At 55.2% G+C, this 14,472-nt stretch carries 14 protein-coding genes and 1 tRNA gene; 5 read left to right on the top strand and 10 right to left on the bottom strand.

The genetic code is table 11. The features are described 5' to 3' along the window. Positions 1-39: 39 nt before the first annotated feature. Both GQR90_RS06860 and GQR90_RS06855 read right to left on the bottom strand, forming a co-directional pair. Entirely contained in the window at positions 40-1,401 is a 1,362-nt protein-coding gene (locus GQR90_RS06860) for an ATP-binding protein (RefSeq protein WP_158773443.1), read from the bottom strand. Then, a complete protein-coding gene (locus GQR90_RS06855; RefSeq protein WP_158773442.1) occupies positions 1,388-2,053 on the bottom strand; it encodes a response regulator in 666 nt (221 codons plus the stop codon). The genes GQR90_RS06860 and GQR90_RS06855 overlap by 14 nt, the downstream gene beginning before the upstream one ends. Before the next feature lie 91 nt (positions 2,054-2,144). Between GQR90_RS06855 and GQR90_RS17805 the strand changes: the two genes are divergently transcribed. Next, positions 2,145-2,552, top strand: coding sequence for a LysR substrate-binding domain-containing protein (locus tag GQR90_RS17805; RefSeq protein WP_442778542.1), 408 nt, complete (start codon positions 2,145-2,147; stop codon positions 2,550-2,552). Positions 2,553-2,633: 81 nt separating this feature from the next. Here the strand turns inward: GQR90_RS17805 and GQR90_RS06845 are convergent, their stop codons facing one another. Together GQR90_RS06845 and GQR90_RS06840 are read right to left on the bottom strand one after the other, a co-directional pair. Beyond that, positions 2,634-3,446 (bottom strand): hypothetical protein, encoded by an 813-nt coding sequence (locus GQR90_RS06845; RefSeq protein ID WP_158773440.1) that lies wholly within the window; start codon positions 3,444-3,446, stop codon positions 2,634-2,636. Between the two features lie 174 nt (positions 3,447-3,620). Beyond that, positions 3,621-3,697: transfer RNA gene (locus GQR90_RS06840), tRNA-Pro, on the bottom strand. 207 nt (positions 3,698-3,904) lie between these two features. Here GQR90_RS06840 and GQR90_RS06835 point away from each other — a divergent pair. Then, entirely contained in the window at positions 3,905-4,180 is a 276-nt protein-coding gene (locus GQR90_RS06835; protein WP_158773439.1) for a hypothetical protein, read from the top strand. 246 nt (positions 4,181-4,426) lie between these two features. Then, the gene (locus tag GQR90_RS06830; protein ID WP_158773438.1) at positions 4,427-5,530 is read left to right on the top strand and encodes a GGDEF domain-containing protein; all 1,104 of its coding nucleotides are present in this window, start codon (positions 4,427-4,429) and stop codon (positions 5,528-5,530) included. A 95-nt stretch (positions 5,531-5,625) separates the two neighbouring features. On the opposite strand, the gene GQR90_RS06825 is transcribed toward GQR90_RS06830, so the two are convergent. From GQR90_RS06825 to GQR90_RS06810, 4 genes are all read right to left on the bottom strand, one after another. Continuing rightward, a complete protein-coding gene (locus GQR90_RS06825) occupies positions 5,626-6,165 on the bottom strand; it encodes a YaeQ family protein (protein WP_158773437.1) in 540 nt (179 codons plus the stop codon). A gap of 136 nt (positions 6,166-6,301) precedes the next feature. After that, the gene (gene mtnK / locus GQR90_RS06820) at positions 6,302-7,561 is read right to left on the bottom strand and encodes an S-methyl-5-thioribose kinase (protein ID WP_233266466.1); all 1,260 of its coding nucleotides are present in this window, start codon (positions 7,559-7,561) and stop codon (positions 6,302-6,304) included. Between the two features lie 211 nt (positions 7,562-7,772). Continuing rightward, positions 7,773-9,200, bottom strand: coding sequence for a cardiolipin synthase (gene cls / locus GQR90_RS06815; protein WP_158773436.1), 1,428 nt, complete (start codon positions 9,198-9,200; stop codon positions 7,773-7,775). Positions 9,201-9,405: 205 nt separating this feature from the next. Continuing rightward, on the bottom strand, positions 9,406-10,911 hold the full coding sequence (locus tag GQR90_RS06810) for a fumarate hydratase (protein ID WP_158773435.1): 1,506 nt from the start codon (positions 10,909-10,911) through the stop codon (positions 9,406-9,408). A 255-nt stretch (positions 10,912-11,166) separates the two neighbouring features. On the opposite strand from GQR90_RS06810, the gene GQR90_RS06805 reads away from it, so the two are divergent. Then, positions 11,167-12,132, top strand: a complete 966-nt coding sequence (locus tag GQR90_RS06805; RefSeq protein ID WP_158773434.1) for an N-acetylmuramoyl-L-alanine amidase — start codon at positions 11,167-11,169, stop codon at positions 12,130-12,132. 206 nt (positions 12,133-12,338) lie between these two features. Next, positions 12,339-12,794 (top strand): hypothetical protein, encoded by a 456-nt coding sequence (locus GQR90_RS06800; RefSeq protein ID WP_158773433.1) that lies wholly within the window; start codon positions 12,339-12,341, stop codon positions 12,792-12,794. Between the two features lie 97 nt (positions 12,795-12,891). On the opposite strand, the gene GQR90_RS06795 is transcribed toward GQR90_RS06800, so the two are convergent. Continuing rightward, positions 12,892-13,593 (bottom strand): ABC transporter ATP-binding protein, encoded by a 702-nt coding sequence (locus GQR90_RS06795; RefSeq protein ID WP_158775360.1) that lies wholly within the window; start codon positions 13,591-13,593, stop codon positions 12,892-12,894. Positions 13,594-13,667: 74 nt separating this feature from the next. Continuing rightward, the gene (gene livG / locus GQR90_RS06790) at positions 13,668-14,423 is read right to left on the bottom strand and encodes a high-affinity branched-chain amino acid ABC transporter ATP-binding protein LivG (protein ID WP_158775359.1); all 756 of its coding nucleotides are present in this window, start codon (positions 14,421-14,423) and stop codon (positions 13,668-13,670) included. Positions 14,424-14,472 lie beyond the last annotated feature (49 nt).

Below are 14,472 nucleotides of genomic sequence, written 5' to 3'. Positions count from 1 at the left end.
GTAATAAGTCATGATGCGATGACACCACGCAAACCTGAATCAAGCCTGAATAGGTGTTGGCTGGTTTACGGGGAGAGTCATCTCGACCCGCAATCCTCCTTCAGGGGCGCTGGAATAGTGCAGTTGGCCTGCATAGTGCGTCACGAGCTGGGCGAGAATGGATAACCCAAGCCCATAGCCAGGATAACGCTCATCCAATCGACGACCACGCTCCCCCAATCGATCATGCTCCTCATGTGGCACACCGGGTCCATCATCGTCCACCGTCAGCCTTAGCGTGGTCGCGTTGATCGCCAGCCGACAACGCACCTGCTGACGTGACCACTTGCCAGCATTATCGAGCACAATGCCCAGCATTTCAGTGAAGTCCTGAGTTTCGATACTGACCCAACTAGACGCTCCACTACTCGACTGGCTCACTTCACTACTGGCCACCTCAAGACTGAACCTTCGTTCTGGATACAGTCCGCAGAACATCTCTATCAACCGTTCAGCTTCTTCAACGGGACGTGTCGCCTGGCCAGCCCGCGGACCTGCAATGCGTGCACGTTGTAATTCTGCAGCCAGCTGCGCATGTAACGACTCGACACGCGCTAGCATTTTAGTACGCCGCACAGCGTCAATCGGCCGTCTACCTCGTAATACCTGAGCCAGTGCTGCCAAGGGTGTCTTGAGCGCATGCGAGAGATTGGCGACCGACTCACGCGAGCGCGTCAGACGTCGATCGAATTCATCCAATAAATGATTGAGCTGCGTGACCAGCGAATCAAGCTCCGAAGGTGCCTCCAGCGCAATTCGCTTGCGGCGACCCGTCTGCAATTCTTTCAACTGATGCCCTAGCGTCACTAGAGGGCGAAGACCACGCCTGACAGCCAGCAAGTTGAGAGAAACCAATACGCCCCATAACAGGATGGCCGTGCCTCCTATCCACCAGTGCACACGCTCAAGACCTTGCTGCACGGGAGAGAAGTTCTCGGCGATCAACAGTTGCGCCGGCTGACCTCGCACCTGGAAGGCATGGCGATATACCAGTAGTGGGTGCCGTTGATCCGAAAGCGTGAACAGCGCATCTCTGCCAGCCAATAGTGGCATCAGTGTCTTGAGCATGGCGGGATGTGAGGTGCTGGTCTGACCTGCAATGCCCAATACATAGAAGTGGTGGAAAACCTGATATTCCTCACGCGACGCTGTCAGGAGCTCGACTGCGGGTCGATCGCCCTGCTTGAGCAACGCCTCGACATGTATCGCTTCATCCTTGAGGCGCTCACCCAGGAAGTCCTGTGCCAGCTGGTGCAAAAAGTAGCCATGTAGATACCAGGCCAGTAGAACGACAGCCAGCGCCACGCCACCCAGTCGAGTGAGCAGGCGAAAACGAAGGCTGCGGCGGTCAATGTGAAGCAAAGAGATACCCTTGTCCGCGTCGCGTCACGATCAACTCGCGACCCAATCGTCGACGTAATTTGGCGATATAGACTTCCACCAGATTGGAAGCAGCGGCATCCTGATCAAGGGCATACAGCTGATCCAACAGTTGATCCTTGGAGTGCACCCTATCCGGGTGATGCATCAAATAGCGTAACAACCGAAACTCAGTGGCTGTCAGCGGCTCCCACTGCTCTCCATCACGACTCACACTCTGCATTTGCTCATCCAGCTGAATGCCACTGACTTGCAAGTACTGAGTACTCCCTCCCGTGTGGCGCCTGAGTAGCGCATGGAGTCGTGCCAATAATTCAGCTTCATGAAAGGGTTTGGTGAGATAGTCATCTGCTCCGCCGCGTAGTCCAACCACCTTATCTTCCCAGGTATCGCGCGCAGTCAGGATAAGCACCGGGATATCACGGTGCTGCTGACGCCAGCGTGCCAGCAGGTCCAGTCCACTGCCGTCCGGCAGACCGAGATCAAGAATCGCGAGCGCGTATTCCTGCGTGGTGACAAAGGCTTCCGCTTCTCGGATGGAGGACGCGATATCCAGTCGATAGCCATTATCTTCCAGCATTTCAGCCAGGCTATCCGCCAGCAAATCATCGTCTTCAAGCAAGAGCAGCTTCATGTCATCCCTCCTTGGACTTCGGTAGTTTTCGGCGCTATATCACGTCATCACTGCAGGGCTTAGTATGCCTTCTTTTACCTCTCAAGCCTGAATGCAGGCTGAAAATGGAGAGATGACGAAAATGACGTCAGAAGCCCTCTCAACGCATGATTGGCTGGCATTAGGCCTGCTTCCTTCGCCGCGCCAGTGGACATTCATCTCTCAAGAAGGCATCCAGCGCACTGTCAGGATGCGGAGCCGTTTGAGCACTGACACCATCACACTGCTGAAGCGTCTGGTTTGCGACGGCGGCGGTATCACTGTGCTGGATACGCTGAGTGCAGCCTCTGCGCTTGCATCAGTCCAGCGGATCCATCTCTTGCCACTCTGGCAGCTGGCGACAGGCGGGACTTACGCAGTCAATCCTCCCGGACATCTGATATCGACCAAGGCCCGCACCTTGGTGGCATATTATCGGGCGCATTGCACAGATGTCAGCAGACGAGACATGCTGCCATAATGATCGAATCTCGGAGGTTCAACTGTGTCTAGAAAGTCGTCAGCTCACAGCATCTTACCATCGAGGGGAATAGCAAACGCCTTACATTGGCGATTGATAATCAAACTTGTCGATCACGATCTTTTCTCGTAACCCCACTAGTTCGGCACATTCCTTGTCATAATACTCTCCGATACTTCGATACCGGTGTGATGCATTGGTTTTCTTCATTGAATAGATGAGAGATTTATCTTCATGCCTTAATAATGAAAGACGTTCAAGCACCTTGCACAGGTCATCCTCAAGGGACTCTTGGCGTATAAAATCATCAACATGACAGTGGTGTCGCTCATAATCCGCCAACATATGAATATCTTTTACCGCAATCAATTTCGATGGATGCAGTCGGGCAGAACAACACAGCGAAAGGTATCGGTGAGACATGAAACCACAGAGCTCCGAGAGGCCTGATTCTACGTAATTTTCGCCTAGCCACGATGCATTCTCAGCGGCGTGGATCATCTTCAGCCAGCGCCTGAACAATTCAACATCGCTGGCATCCGCATAGACCTCACGCCAAGCATCGGTATCCTTTCTCATCTCTTTTATAAGAGACTCAATTTTTACCAGTGGATGCTGATGAAAGTGTCTCAAGATTCTTCGATATTTCTTATTAACAAGCCTATCATGCAGCCCTCCTTTACCCTGCACTCCATAGGACCAAAGGGACAGGTACCAATCCCATGGATTGCGTATCGATGAAATAAAATGATAATTGCCAGTGAGCAATGCTTCTGTCGCAGGATTATGTTTCCCTATTTGTTGTCCCTTGAACATTCTGGACAACAACATGGCAATATGACTACATCCTGTCTTCTGCATCTGGATATAGATAATATCATCAGTTAAAAACATGCGAACCTCTAAGTGATAGCGTTGCTGAGCACTAACCTTGAGGCACGAATTTGGACAGAGTATGGAAGATTATCGTAGCAATTAATGGGTTTTCAGGACAGGTGGGGTACGCGGCGGAAAGTAGACACATAAAAAAAGACCACCCAGAAACTGGATGGTCTTTTTACTTGATTCTGGTCGGGACGACAGGATTCGAACCTGCGACCTCTGCAACCCCATTGCAGCGCGCTACCAAGCTGCGCCACGTCCCGACGACAGTCCCGAAAGGCTTACCTCTCAAGACGAGACGTAATGTACCGCATTGATCTCAAAAAGAAAAGCGGGAATTAAAGATTTTTTCAGCCACGGCATCTGGCTCGTAAAAATCCAAGCCATTGGCACACCGTCATTGCAATCCGTCCGACAACGACGCATGTTCTAGTGGTGATCACTCTTTACCCCGTCACAGGAGACATGAAATGACAGAACTCTATTTCAAGCTCACTACAACAATAAGTAGTGGTGCACGAGTGCACGGTGACCCAGTCAAGGTGGGCGCTCATGATGCTCCCGCTACCGGCAGTAGCATCGCCAAGGGCGACTGGCCAGCGCTGGATGCCATGTCACCGAACTTTCCAGTCAAGGTAACAGGCACGGAGCAGGATGATGATGGCCATACTATCGTGCTGCTGTGTGAAGCGGATGTGCCTGATGCCAAGGACCCGGAGAGCTATCGCTATACACCTTGGAAGTGATGGAGCAAGACGTTGAGCGTGCAGCATCACCTGACGTCGCCAAGACGCTGCGTTAGCTAAAGGTAGACTAGCCACTTCATCATTTCGGGTAAGCTTTGCCTATAAATGACCTTAAATGCCATGTGTATTCCTCCAACATAATGCTGATCAGCCATGGAGTGACTGCAATGCCCTCTCCTTCAGCGTTCTTTTACTCAATACTTGAGCCCTTCATTCTGGGTGGCAGCCCTCTGACAGTGAGGTGACATGGCCAGTCCTCTGAAAATGATTGGGTCTTCATGGCGCTGGCTGGTAGGCGAGAATGGCTCGGCACGTCAGATCTTGCACCATGGTTTTTTGGTCTCTACCGTGCTGATCGGCTTGTTCTCAGCTGTCTTCAACTACCTGATGGAACTCACCGTACCAGCCTACAGCCTGGCCTTGCTGGTGATCAGCCTGATGATCATGGTGATGTGGTATCGCTCCCGCTTTCACGGCGAGTTTCGCCGCATGTCATGGCTATTCTGTACACTGGTTACCTTCGTCATGCTGCCGGCCAGCTGGCTATTCAACAACGGTATGGATGGCCCGACCCTCCTGTTCTTTCTGATGGCTTCGGCCTATGTACTGGGAGTATTGCCTCCCAGCCCCATACGGCGAGGGATCATCATCAGCGGGCTGATGTTCATGCCGTGGCTATTGCTGACACTGGAACATGCACGCCCCGGCCTGGTGGTCGCCTACGAAAGCCCCGCCATTCGCAGTCTGGACATGGGTATCAGCTATACCCTGGCATTTGGTTTGCTCAGTGTGGTGATCGCCGGCTATGCCAAGCGTATTCGCGAAGAACGTGATCTGGCACGCATCTACGCTCACAAGCTTGAGCACCTGAGTCGCCTCGATAGCCTTACAGGACTCTATAATCACCGCACCATCCACGAACATGCCGAGATCTGGATCAATCAGTACGAGAGAGCCTGTCTTCTGATCTGTGATCTCGACCATTTCAAATTGATCAATGATGTCCATGGTCATCCTTATGGAGACCAGGTACTGACGCACTTCTCATCCTGGATTCTAGCACTGAGTCAGAAGTTTGAAGGCAAGGCTGGGCGCTACGGAGGAGAAGAGTTCATGATCCTGTTACCTGGTGGTTTGGCCGTAGCTCGCCAGTTCGACCGACAGCTACGCGATCGCTGCGATGCTTCGCCGCTGCCGCATGGGTCGGTTCGCTTCTGCACGGGAGCCAGTGAGCTGTGCAAGCAGAGCACTCTGACCAGCTGGGTCAAGCGCAGTGATGAAGCGCTTTATCACGCCAAAGCCAATGGCCGGGACCAACTGATCGTGGACCGCGACATGAATGTCGTGTGACATCTCTACGAAGTATCCCCGTACCATAAAGGCAAAATGCCCCCACAAGCTTGGCTTGCGAGGGCATTTTGATAGACGAAGCACGTGACACGCGTTTAGCGTTCGCCTTTGAGCCATTCAAGGTTGATCTCGTGCTGGCCGTTATCGTCCGTAATGAAGATGGTGCCTTCAGTGATCATCACCGTCCACTTGATATTGCGCGGCAATGAGGCAGTGATGACATCCAGCGCCCCCTCAGGGACAGCGGCAATATTGAGATTGGAGAGCCCCGCCACGGCAGGCAGTATTTTGCCTTCCCAGACACGCAGGCTACCATAGGCCAGTAATGAAGTGCGCTCGGTACGTCGCGAGCACCAGGTCAGACGATCAGCATCCGGCTGCCCGACTTCAATCCAATGCAGTACACGACCGTCGAGGCTCTTTTCCCACAGTGCAGGCTCATCAACATCAGAAAGCCCACGGCCGAAGGCGATATTCTCGCTGTACCACAGTGCATGGCCCAGCAGGCGAACGCATAGGCGCAGCTCGGTTTCAGACGGATGGCGTGCAACGGTGAAACGCAGGGTCTCATAGACGCCGCGGTCAAGGTCGGTCAGCGACAGATCCACCTTGTAAGGCGTGGAAGACAGGGCCATGAAAATCTCTTGGTGAGCATGCAGTGAGCGTATTCGCAAGACACATGGGCCTATCAGGAACAGGCTCATGGAATACCGTGCGGGAAGTCTACCCGAGTAGGCGATCAAAAGCCCGAGCACAGTGGTTTCCGCCCTGCTAACTCGCCAGGTGACGACGGATCACGACATCAATCGCTGCCATGTTGGTCAGTGTGTGTCGATCAAGAATCAGCTCACGACCCAATGCCAGCGCACGACGCTCTGCCCTGGCGCGCACTTCCCCATCTTCAATCGACTCAAGCTCCAGCACATGGGCCAGCCCCAGCGTTCGCCTGACCAGTTCACAGCCAGCGTAGCCAATGGCGTCACTCAGCATGCGCTGCAGACAACGTTCAGCAACACCCGCCGCGGCAAAGCTTGCATCGTCAGTGGTGAGCGCCTGCGCGTGATACAGCGCAGAAAAGGTTTCCCAGCTTGTGGTGGCATGCGCACAAAGCTGCTCGATATATGCGTTGTTGGCACCCGCCTCAAGCTCGGTATGCGCGCAGGCCGCCAACCATAGACCTGCCATCCAACTTCCAATATCAAATCCTGCAGGACCAAAGAAGGCGAATTCAGGATCAATGATCTTGGTACTGTCATCACGCACAAAGATGGAGCCCGCGTGAAGGTCGCCATGCAACAAGGCCTCGGGAGCCGATAGGAAGCGTAACTTGAGCTCAGCCACTTCCACTTTCAGTTGCTGGTCGCTCCACAGCGCTTCAGCATCAGGGCGCAGTGCAGGATTGATGCTGTTGCGCTCGTGATCACAGAACGGATCGAAGAAGAAAAGATCTTCGGTGATCTTGCATTGGTCAGGATTGATGAAGCGCGCAATACGCACTTTCTTGTCGTGTGCATCCAGTGCCAGATCACTGCTGCGATAGAGTGTCGCGGCCAGAAAACGGCCCATGTGCTGGCCCAGCATCGGCAAGGGCTCACGATCAATGAAGGCGTGACGCAAATTGCGGTGATCGCCGATATCCTCCATCACGATAGCGGACCGCGCATCATCGAAATGATAAAGCGCCGGCACAAGATCCGCTGCACACTCGGCTTCGAACGCCAGGGTTTCAGCTTCTATGCGAACACGCACCAACGAAAGCGGCCAACTCTCACCGATGATCCGCACCCATGGCAGCCCCTGCTTGACGATCACCGAGGCAGAGTGATCTGGCGTACAGACGCGATAGACATAATTGATATTGCCATCACCAATCTCTTCCACCTGCAGTAATGTCGCTTGAGCAAAAGCCGGGTGCTGATCCCCCACATGCTGGCGCGCAAAGTCGATGACATCAGCATCATCACGAAACTGGTAAGCAACCAACGTTGTTGCGGCGGCAGACGTATCGACAAGCGTGTCTTGGGCAGTCATGGCGTATCTCAGTGCGGAATCTGTCGGAGCCTCTGGCCGTGAAGAGCATCAAATAACGACGCTAACATGGCACTTCCTTATTCAATAAAAGAATAACAGGGCAATCGCTTATAGCACTAAAGATGCCCGCAAAAGCGATGAATGACAAGCCCTTGCAGTGGGAATTTTATTCATCCCGGCATGAGTCATTATCACGCCAGGAGTAGACCCATCACTGAATGGGAGCAAGAAGATACGCGGCACGTGAGACAAGCTTGCGCCACATGGGACGTGCTTCCAGCTCTTCACAGCTGATTTCACGACAATGCCTGAAATCTTCTTCCAGCATGGCCTCCACTTCGGAGGCAAACCGATGGTCCGGCACAAAAGCGGTCACCTCGAAATTGAGTCGGAACGAACGGTTGTCCAGATTGACCGTGCCAATAGTCGCCGTATGGCTGTCCATCAGCATTACCTTCTGATGCAGAAAGCCCGGCTGATAACGGAACACGCGCACACCAGAGCGAATCATGTCCGAGAGGAAGGAAAATGCTGACAGGAAGACCAGCAGATGGTCGGGGCGCTCGGGGATCATCACGCGCACATCCACTCCACGCAGAGCGGCGATCTTGAGCGCATCCTGCACACCCTGATCAGGCACGAAGTAGGGGCTAGTGATCCAGATACGGCTAACGGAGGAATGGATGGCCTGCTGAACCAGCAGACTCGCCGTCTCGCGGCGATCTGCCGGGCCTGACGGCACGATGACGACATGCTGACATTCATCGCAACTGATGCGTGGCTGCCACTCCAGCGACAAGACTTCGCCTGTTGCCCAGTGCCAGTCTTCCCAGAAGGCTTCCTGCAACCCCATCACGCTGGGGCCCTCGAGCTTGAGGTGCGTATCACGCCACGCACCATAACGCTCGGAATGGCCAAGGTATTCATTGCCGACATTCAGTCCACCGACAAACCCGATGCGGCCATCCACCACCGTGATCTTGCGATGATTGCGGAAGTTGATCTGAAAACGGTGTCGCCAGCCACGTGAAGAATTGAAAGCGCTGACTTCACAGCCAGCCTCTTCAAGGTCCTTTAGATAGCCATCCGAGAGTTTGCGCGAGCCGATTTCGTCATAGAGAAAACACACCCGCACGCCACGCTCGGCCTTGTGCATCAACTTATGCTTGAGCTGTACCCCCAGTTCATCGTGACGCACGATGAAAAACTGGATGAGAATATACTCTTCCGCTTCATCGATACCCTGGAAGAGAGACTCAAAGGTCTGCTCGCCGTTTATCAACAACTGGGCACGGTTGCCAGTGGTGACCGGCATCATCGCCAACCGTTCAATGGCATCCAGATGCGTGGGATTACCGCCCAACGGTCGCGATAGCCACGGTGAAAGCTTGGGCCGGAAACGCATCAGGACACGTCGCATGGTGGAATCGCGCTCTTCACGCGCACTCACATAGCCGTAAAAGCGTGGGCGACCAAACACCCAATATAGTGGCAGTGCCACATAGGGGAAGGTCAACAGACAGAGGATCCAGGCGATCGCTCCCTGCGAGGTGCGACTGGACATCAGCGCAACGACAGCCGTCATGGCTCCGAGCACGTGACTGGTCAGCAGTAAAAAGCCAAGTAACCAAGCGGTCATTGCAACTCCATTGCAAGCATCAAGATGATGCGAAGTATGCCACAGGACGCCACGCAACGATGTGGCCCTCTCTGCTGACAGTACGACTGAAGACGAATGGCCCGATCGTCAGACGCAAGAACCCCGCCACAAAGGGCGGGGTTCTTGAATCAATCATCGTGCAGCTCAGCATTACCATTCAACAGGTATCAGCCGAAACTCACTATCACGCGCGGCTAGCGATGATTTCTTTCCACTTGGCCGGACCTGTCTGATGCACGGAGATACCCGCGCTATCGACGGCGACGGTCACCGGCATGTCTTCGACCTCAAACTCGTAAATCGCTTCCATCCCCAAGTCTTCAAATGCCAGCACGCGAGATTTCTTGATCGCCTGAGCGACGAGATACGCAGCACCACCAACGGCCATCAGGTAACTGGATTTGTTGTCACGAATCGCGTCGATCGCTGTTGGCCCACGCTCAGCCTTGCCGACCATGCCCAACAGGCCTGTCTCTTCCAGCAGCGTACGAGTGAACTTGTCCATACGCGTCGCAGTGGTCGGACCCGCGGGCCCCACAACTTCATCACGAATCGGATCCACCGGGCCAACGTAGTAGATGAAGCGACCTTTCAAATCAACCGGCAGCGTCTCGCCACGTGCCAGCATCTCGGTCATACGCTTGTGCGCGGCATCGCGGCCGGTCAGCAGCTTGCCATTGAGCAGTAGCGTATCGCCCGGCTGCCAGCTCTGCACCTCTTCAGGCGTAATGGTGTCGAGATTGACACGCTTGACACTGTCACCCGCTTCACGGGTAATTTCCGGCCAGTCTTCAAGCTTCGGTGCCGGCAGTTCTGCCGCACCGCTGCCGTCCAGTGTGAAGTGTACGTGACGCGTCGCTGCACAGTTCGGGATGATCGCCACCGGCTTGTTAGCCGCGTGAGTCGGGTAATCCATGACCTTGATGTCGAGCACGGTGGTCAACCCGCCAAGCCCCTGAGCACCGACACCCGTGGCATTGACCTTGTCGAACAGCTCCAGACGGATCTCTTCGGCGCGGTTGGACGCCCCACGCGCTTGCAGCTCTTGAATGTCGATCGGCTCAAGCAGCGATTCCTTGGCCAGTAGCATCGCCTTCTCGGCAGTTCCGCCGATACCGATACCCAGCATGCCAGGCGGGCACCAGCCTGCCCCCATCTTCGGAATCTGCTCGAGCACCCAGTCAACGACAGAATCGGACGGATTGAGCATCGCGAACTTGGACTTGGCTTCGCTGCCGCCGCCCTTGGCTGCAACATGAATCTCGAGTGTGTCACCCGGCACCAGCTTGTGATGGATGATCGCTGGCGTGTTGTCCTTGGTATTGGCACGCTTGCCATCCGGGTCGGCCAGCACTGAAGCGCGCAGCACATTATCCGGCAGCAGGTAAGCGCGACGAACCCCTTCATTGACCATGTCGTCAAGACTCATGTCAGCCTCGAAGCGCACGTCCATGCCGATATTCACGAAGACCGTGACGATGCCGGTATCCTGGCAAATCGGGCGATGACCCAGGGCACACATCCGCGAGTTGATCAGAATCTGGGCGATGGCATCTTTCGCCGCCGGATTCTCTTCGCGCTCGTACGCCGCATTCATGGCGTCAATGAAATCTTTCGGATGGTAATAGGAAATGTACTGCAGTGCGTCGGCAACGCTCTGGATCAGATCATCCTGGCGGATCACGGTCATCAGGATCGGCTCCTTGGAGGCAAGCAATATTGAAGGCAAATACTCTGGCACGCAGGGCCTTGTCGCGATTACTGTTGTCAGGCACAGAAATCGCGTAGCCACGGGGCGGGTGCCAGTTCAGGTGGCAGGTATTATACCTCATGCAAGCACCTCGCGGCAGAGTGAATCCTGCAACCGACAACTCCTGCCATCGGCTCAGCAACTCTGCCCAGCTCTTACGTCACTCACATTCATCCGCTGATATTCGAGGCTTTGATGCACTTGCTTCACTTGCCACCGCTGCTGTCCTTGAAAGCATTCCGTGCGACGGCCGCGCTGCTATGGGCCATCCCACTATCCCTGGCGGGATGTACCTCTACCTCTGTCTCGACTGGGCCTGTCATCACTGGGCCTGCCATCACTGCCTATCAGTTGACTGACACTCCTCTCCTTGTGGGAGAAAGCAATTCACGTGTGCGTCATCTGGTACTGCACTACACCGATGATGATCTCACCGGTTCACTGAAGAGCCTGACGGGGCCTGATGTCAGCGCACATTATCTGCTGTCTGGTCCACAACCGCCGACAGACCTGCCGCGTGTTTATAAGCTGGTGCCGGAATCACGGCGCGCCTGGCACGCTGGCGTCAGCCATTGGGGGGGGCGCGACAACCTCAATGACACCTCCATCGGGATCGAGATCGTCAATGCTGGACCATTGCCACTCGCCCCCGCATCCACATCAGAGTCAGAGTTTGAGACAGCCAGCGCCGCTGTCGCCCGCCGCTGGTCACCCTCACGTGAGTTTGCCGCCTGGGATGACAAGCAGATCACGGCACTTGTCGCGCTGATCACCCCCATACTGGCCCGTCATGACATCGCCCCAGTCGATGTCATTGGCCACTCGGACATCGCGCCTGATCGCAAGACAGACCCGGGCCCACGCTTTCCCTGGAAACGTCTGCACGAGGCAGGTATCGGCGCCTGGCCATTGCCAGAAGACGTAACCTGTTTCCAACGACAGCTGGCTCATGACGGCCTACCAGAGAATGACACCTTGCTGACAGCATTGACTGTCTATGGATATCCAGTGGAACCAGAGCGTTCCTGGTTGGCGATTGCTGCGTTCCAGGCACACTTTCGTCCCGGTGCCATCACGGGTGCATTCGATGCCGAGAGTGCCGCTATCCTGCTGTCTCTGGTAGCGCGCTATCGCCACACAACGGCCTGCTCGTTCGACTGAGCAGACCTCTTGGCAATCCAACTGTCATGCCGCTGTCATAAAGGTGACGCAGCATCGGAACTGCCTGCAGCAGGTTGTCCGAAGGGAATGGCGCGTGGGAAAACGACGTCTACCCTATAGACAGTCGTGGCCAAGGAAGGACATTGCTGATAGTGGCCATCACTGGCTCAGAGAAGCCGGATCACCCCATTCCAATGAGGTCCACCATGTCCGATAACATTCTCAGCGTAGTGCCTGAAACAGTACCTGAAACTGCACCTGAACCCATGTCTGCAACACCATCCGACGTGGCATCTGCAACAGAGCGTGAGGTGCTGCGCCAGGCAATGACTTTGCCAGCATCAATGGAAGGCACCGTACTCGGAGCCATGGTGTCACATGGTTTCGTCGTCTGTGATGATCAGCGTATCTATGGCGCAGGCATGGATGAGGACACCTGCCTGGATAACGCCCTGGAGTGTCTGTGTGGGTATTGTGAACGCAGCGCCTTGAAGAAGATGCTGGAGCTTTGCCAGGACGGCGTGCGCTATCCGCTCCGCCAAATTCCGGCAAGCGAGACCTGCGTCGCTCAGTGTCTGGAGAGCGGCCCGACGATTCACTACTGCATCATGGATGGAGTCGCCTACTCGCCTGAAGAGATCAAGCGACCACTGTCTGCCTGATAAAGCGCTGACGGTTCGTACGACGATGGCCACGACTGAAGGAATCAGTCGTGGCCATCATGTCTGGATGATGAGCTGCGCCAATCCTCGAGAACAGCTAGCCGCCCAGATAGGCGCGTCGCACATCATCATTGGCCAGCAGCGCCTTACCGCTGTCGGCTAGCACGACATGACCATGCTCCAGCACATAGCCGCGATCAGCAATCGACAGTGCACGATGAGCATTCTGCTCGACCAGGAAGATAGTCGTGCCCTGCTCACGCAGCTGTTCGACAATATCGAAAATCTGGCCGATCACGATCGGAGCCAGGCCTAGTGAGGGCTCGTCCAGCAATAATAGCCGCGGGCGACTCATCAATGCGCGCCCGATAGCCAGCATCTGCTGCTCGCCGCCAGACATGGTGCCTCCACGCTGATTGAAGCGCTCTCGCAAGCGTGGGAAGAGATCAAGCACATGCTCGATGCTGCGTTCGTTCTCTTCACGTGTCTGGTAGTAACCGCCCATCGCCAGATTCTCTTCCACTGTCATGCCAGTGAAAATACGCCGTCCTTCCGGCACGACCGAAAGCCCTCCACGCATCACGCGTGCAGTAGGTGTACCGGTAATCTCTTCACCCTCAAACCATACATGCCCACTGGTCGGTCGCGGATCGCCACAGATCGACATCAAAAGTGTGGTCTTACCAGCACCATTGGCACCGATCAATGTCACGATTTCGCCCTTGCCTACCGCCAGAGAGACATCATTGAGTGCCTGTACCGGTCCGTAATGAGTCGTCAGATTCTCGAGTGCCAACATGGCATCTTGCGGCGCCAGGGTCTCGCCGGTATAGGCCATTGATGCCCCAACGCCTTTCACAAGCTCGGTCATCGCTACTCCTCCCCAAGATAGGCTTTGATCACGGCGTCATTGCTACGAATCTCATCAGGCGTGCCCTCTGCCAGCGGTTGGCCCTGATTGACCACATAAATGTGGTCCGAGATCCCCATGACCAGACTCATATCGTGTTCGATCAGCAGTACAGAAACCCCTTCATCACGCGTCAGACTCACGATCAAGTCATTCAGGTCGCGTGTCTCGTTGGGATTCAAACCTGCGGCAGGCTCATCCAGCATCAGAAGCTTCGGCCTTGCCACCATGCAGCGTGCAATCTCGAGTCGACGCTGCTGGCCGTAGGCTAGATTCCCGGCTTCGCGGTTAGCGAATTCAAGTAGCCCGACACGCTCTAGCCAGTCGCCCGCCTGCTGCATCAGCGCTTTTTCACTGCGACGATAGCCTGGCGTCTTGAACAGGCCTCGCAGTAGATTACGCTCAGCATGCATGTGCTGAGCGACCAGCAAATTCTCTACGACGGTCATTTCCTTGAACAACCGCACGTTCTGAAAGGTACGCACCATGCCCGCCCGGGCAATCTTGAAGCCCGGCAGACGATGCATGGGCTTATCCTCGAAATACACCTCACCCCCGGTGGGCTGATAGAAACCGGAGATACAGTTGAAGACGGTAGTCTTCCCGGCGCCATTCGGCCCTATCACCGAGACCACCTCGCCTGAGTGCACTTTCAGTGCAACACCATCGACTGCCTTGAGGCCACCGAACTGCATGGTGAGATCACGTACCTTCAGCAGAGGTGGCTCTCCTGCCAGGCGCGCATGCGTGGCAGACGGCGTATCTACA

Origin of the sequence: Cobetia sp. L2A1, from assembly GCF_009796845.1 — a bacterium.
Taxonomy (GTDB): Bacteria; Pseudomonadota; Gammaproteobacteria; order Pseudomonadales; family Halomonadaceae; genus Cobetia.
The sequence above is the reverse complement of the archived record's forward strand: the minus strand, read 5'-3'. Positions and strand labels throughout refer to the sequence as shown.

Bases quoted from the DNA above. Each gene is read 5' to 3' on its own strand.
- GQR90_RS06855 (WP_158773442.1), bottom strand. From the start codon at position 2,053: ATGAAGCTGCTCTTGCTTGAAGACGATGATTTGCTGGCGGATAGCCTG.
- GQR90_RS17805 (WP_442778542.1), top strand. From the start codon at position 2,145: ATGCAGGCTGAAAATGGAGAGATGACGAAAATGACGTCAGAAGCCCTC.
- GQR90_RS06845 (WP_158773440.1), bottom strand. From the start codon at position 3,446: ATGTTTTTAACTGATGATATTATCTATATCCAGATGCAGAAGACAGGA.
- GQR90_RS06835 (WP_158773439.1), top strand. From the start codon at position 3,905: ATGACAGAACTCTATTTCAAGCTCACTACAACAATAAGTAGTGGTGCA.
- GQR90_RS06830 (WP_158773438.1), top strand. From the start codon at position 4,427: ATGGCCAGTCCTCTGAAAATGATTGGGTCTTCATGGCGCTGGCTGGTA.
- GQR90_RS06825 (WP_158773437.1), bottom strand. From the start codon at position 6,165: ATGGCCCTGTCTTCCACGCCTTACAAGGTGGATCTGTCGCTGACCGAC.
- mtnK (WP_233266466.1), bottom strand. From the start codon at position 7,561: ATGACTGCCCAAGACACGCTTGTCGATACGTCTGCCGCCGCAACAACG.
- cls (WP_158773436.1), bottom strand. From the start codon at position 9,200: ATGACCGCTTGGTTACTTGGCTTTTTACTGCTGACCAGTCACGTGCTC.
- GQR90_RS06810 (WP_158773435.1), bottom strand. From the start codon at position 10,911: ATGACCGTGATCCGCCAGGATGATCTGATCCAGAGCGTTGCCGACGCA.
- GQR90_RS06805 (WP_158773434.1), top strand. From the start codon at position 11,167: ATGCACTTGCTTCACTTGCCACCGCTGCTGTCCTTGAAAGCATTCCGT.
- GQR90_RS06800 (WP_158773433.1), top strand. From the start codon at position 12,339: ATGTCCGATAACATTCTCAGCGTAGTGCCTGAAACAGTACCTGAAACT.
- GQR90_RS06795 (WP_158775360.1), bottom strand. From the start codon at position 13,593: ATGTTGGCACTCGAGAATCTGACGACTCATTACGGACCGGTACAGGCA.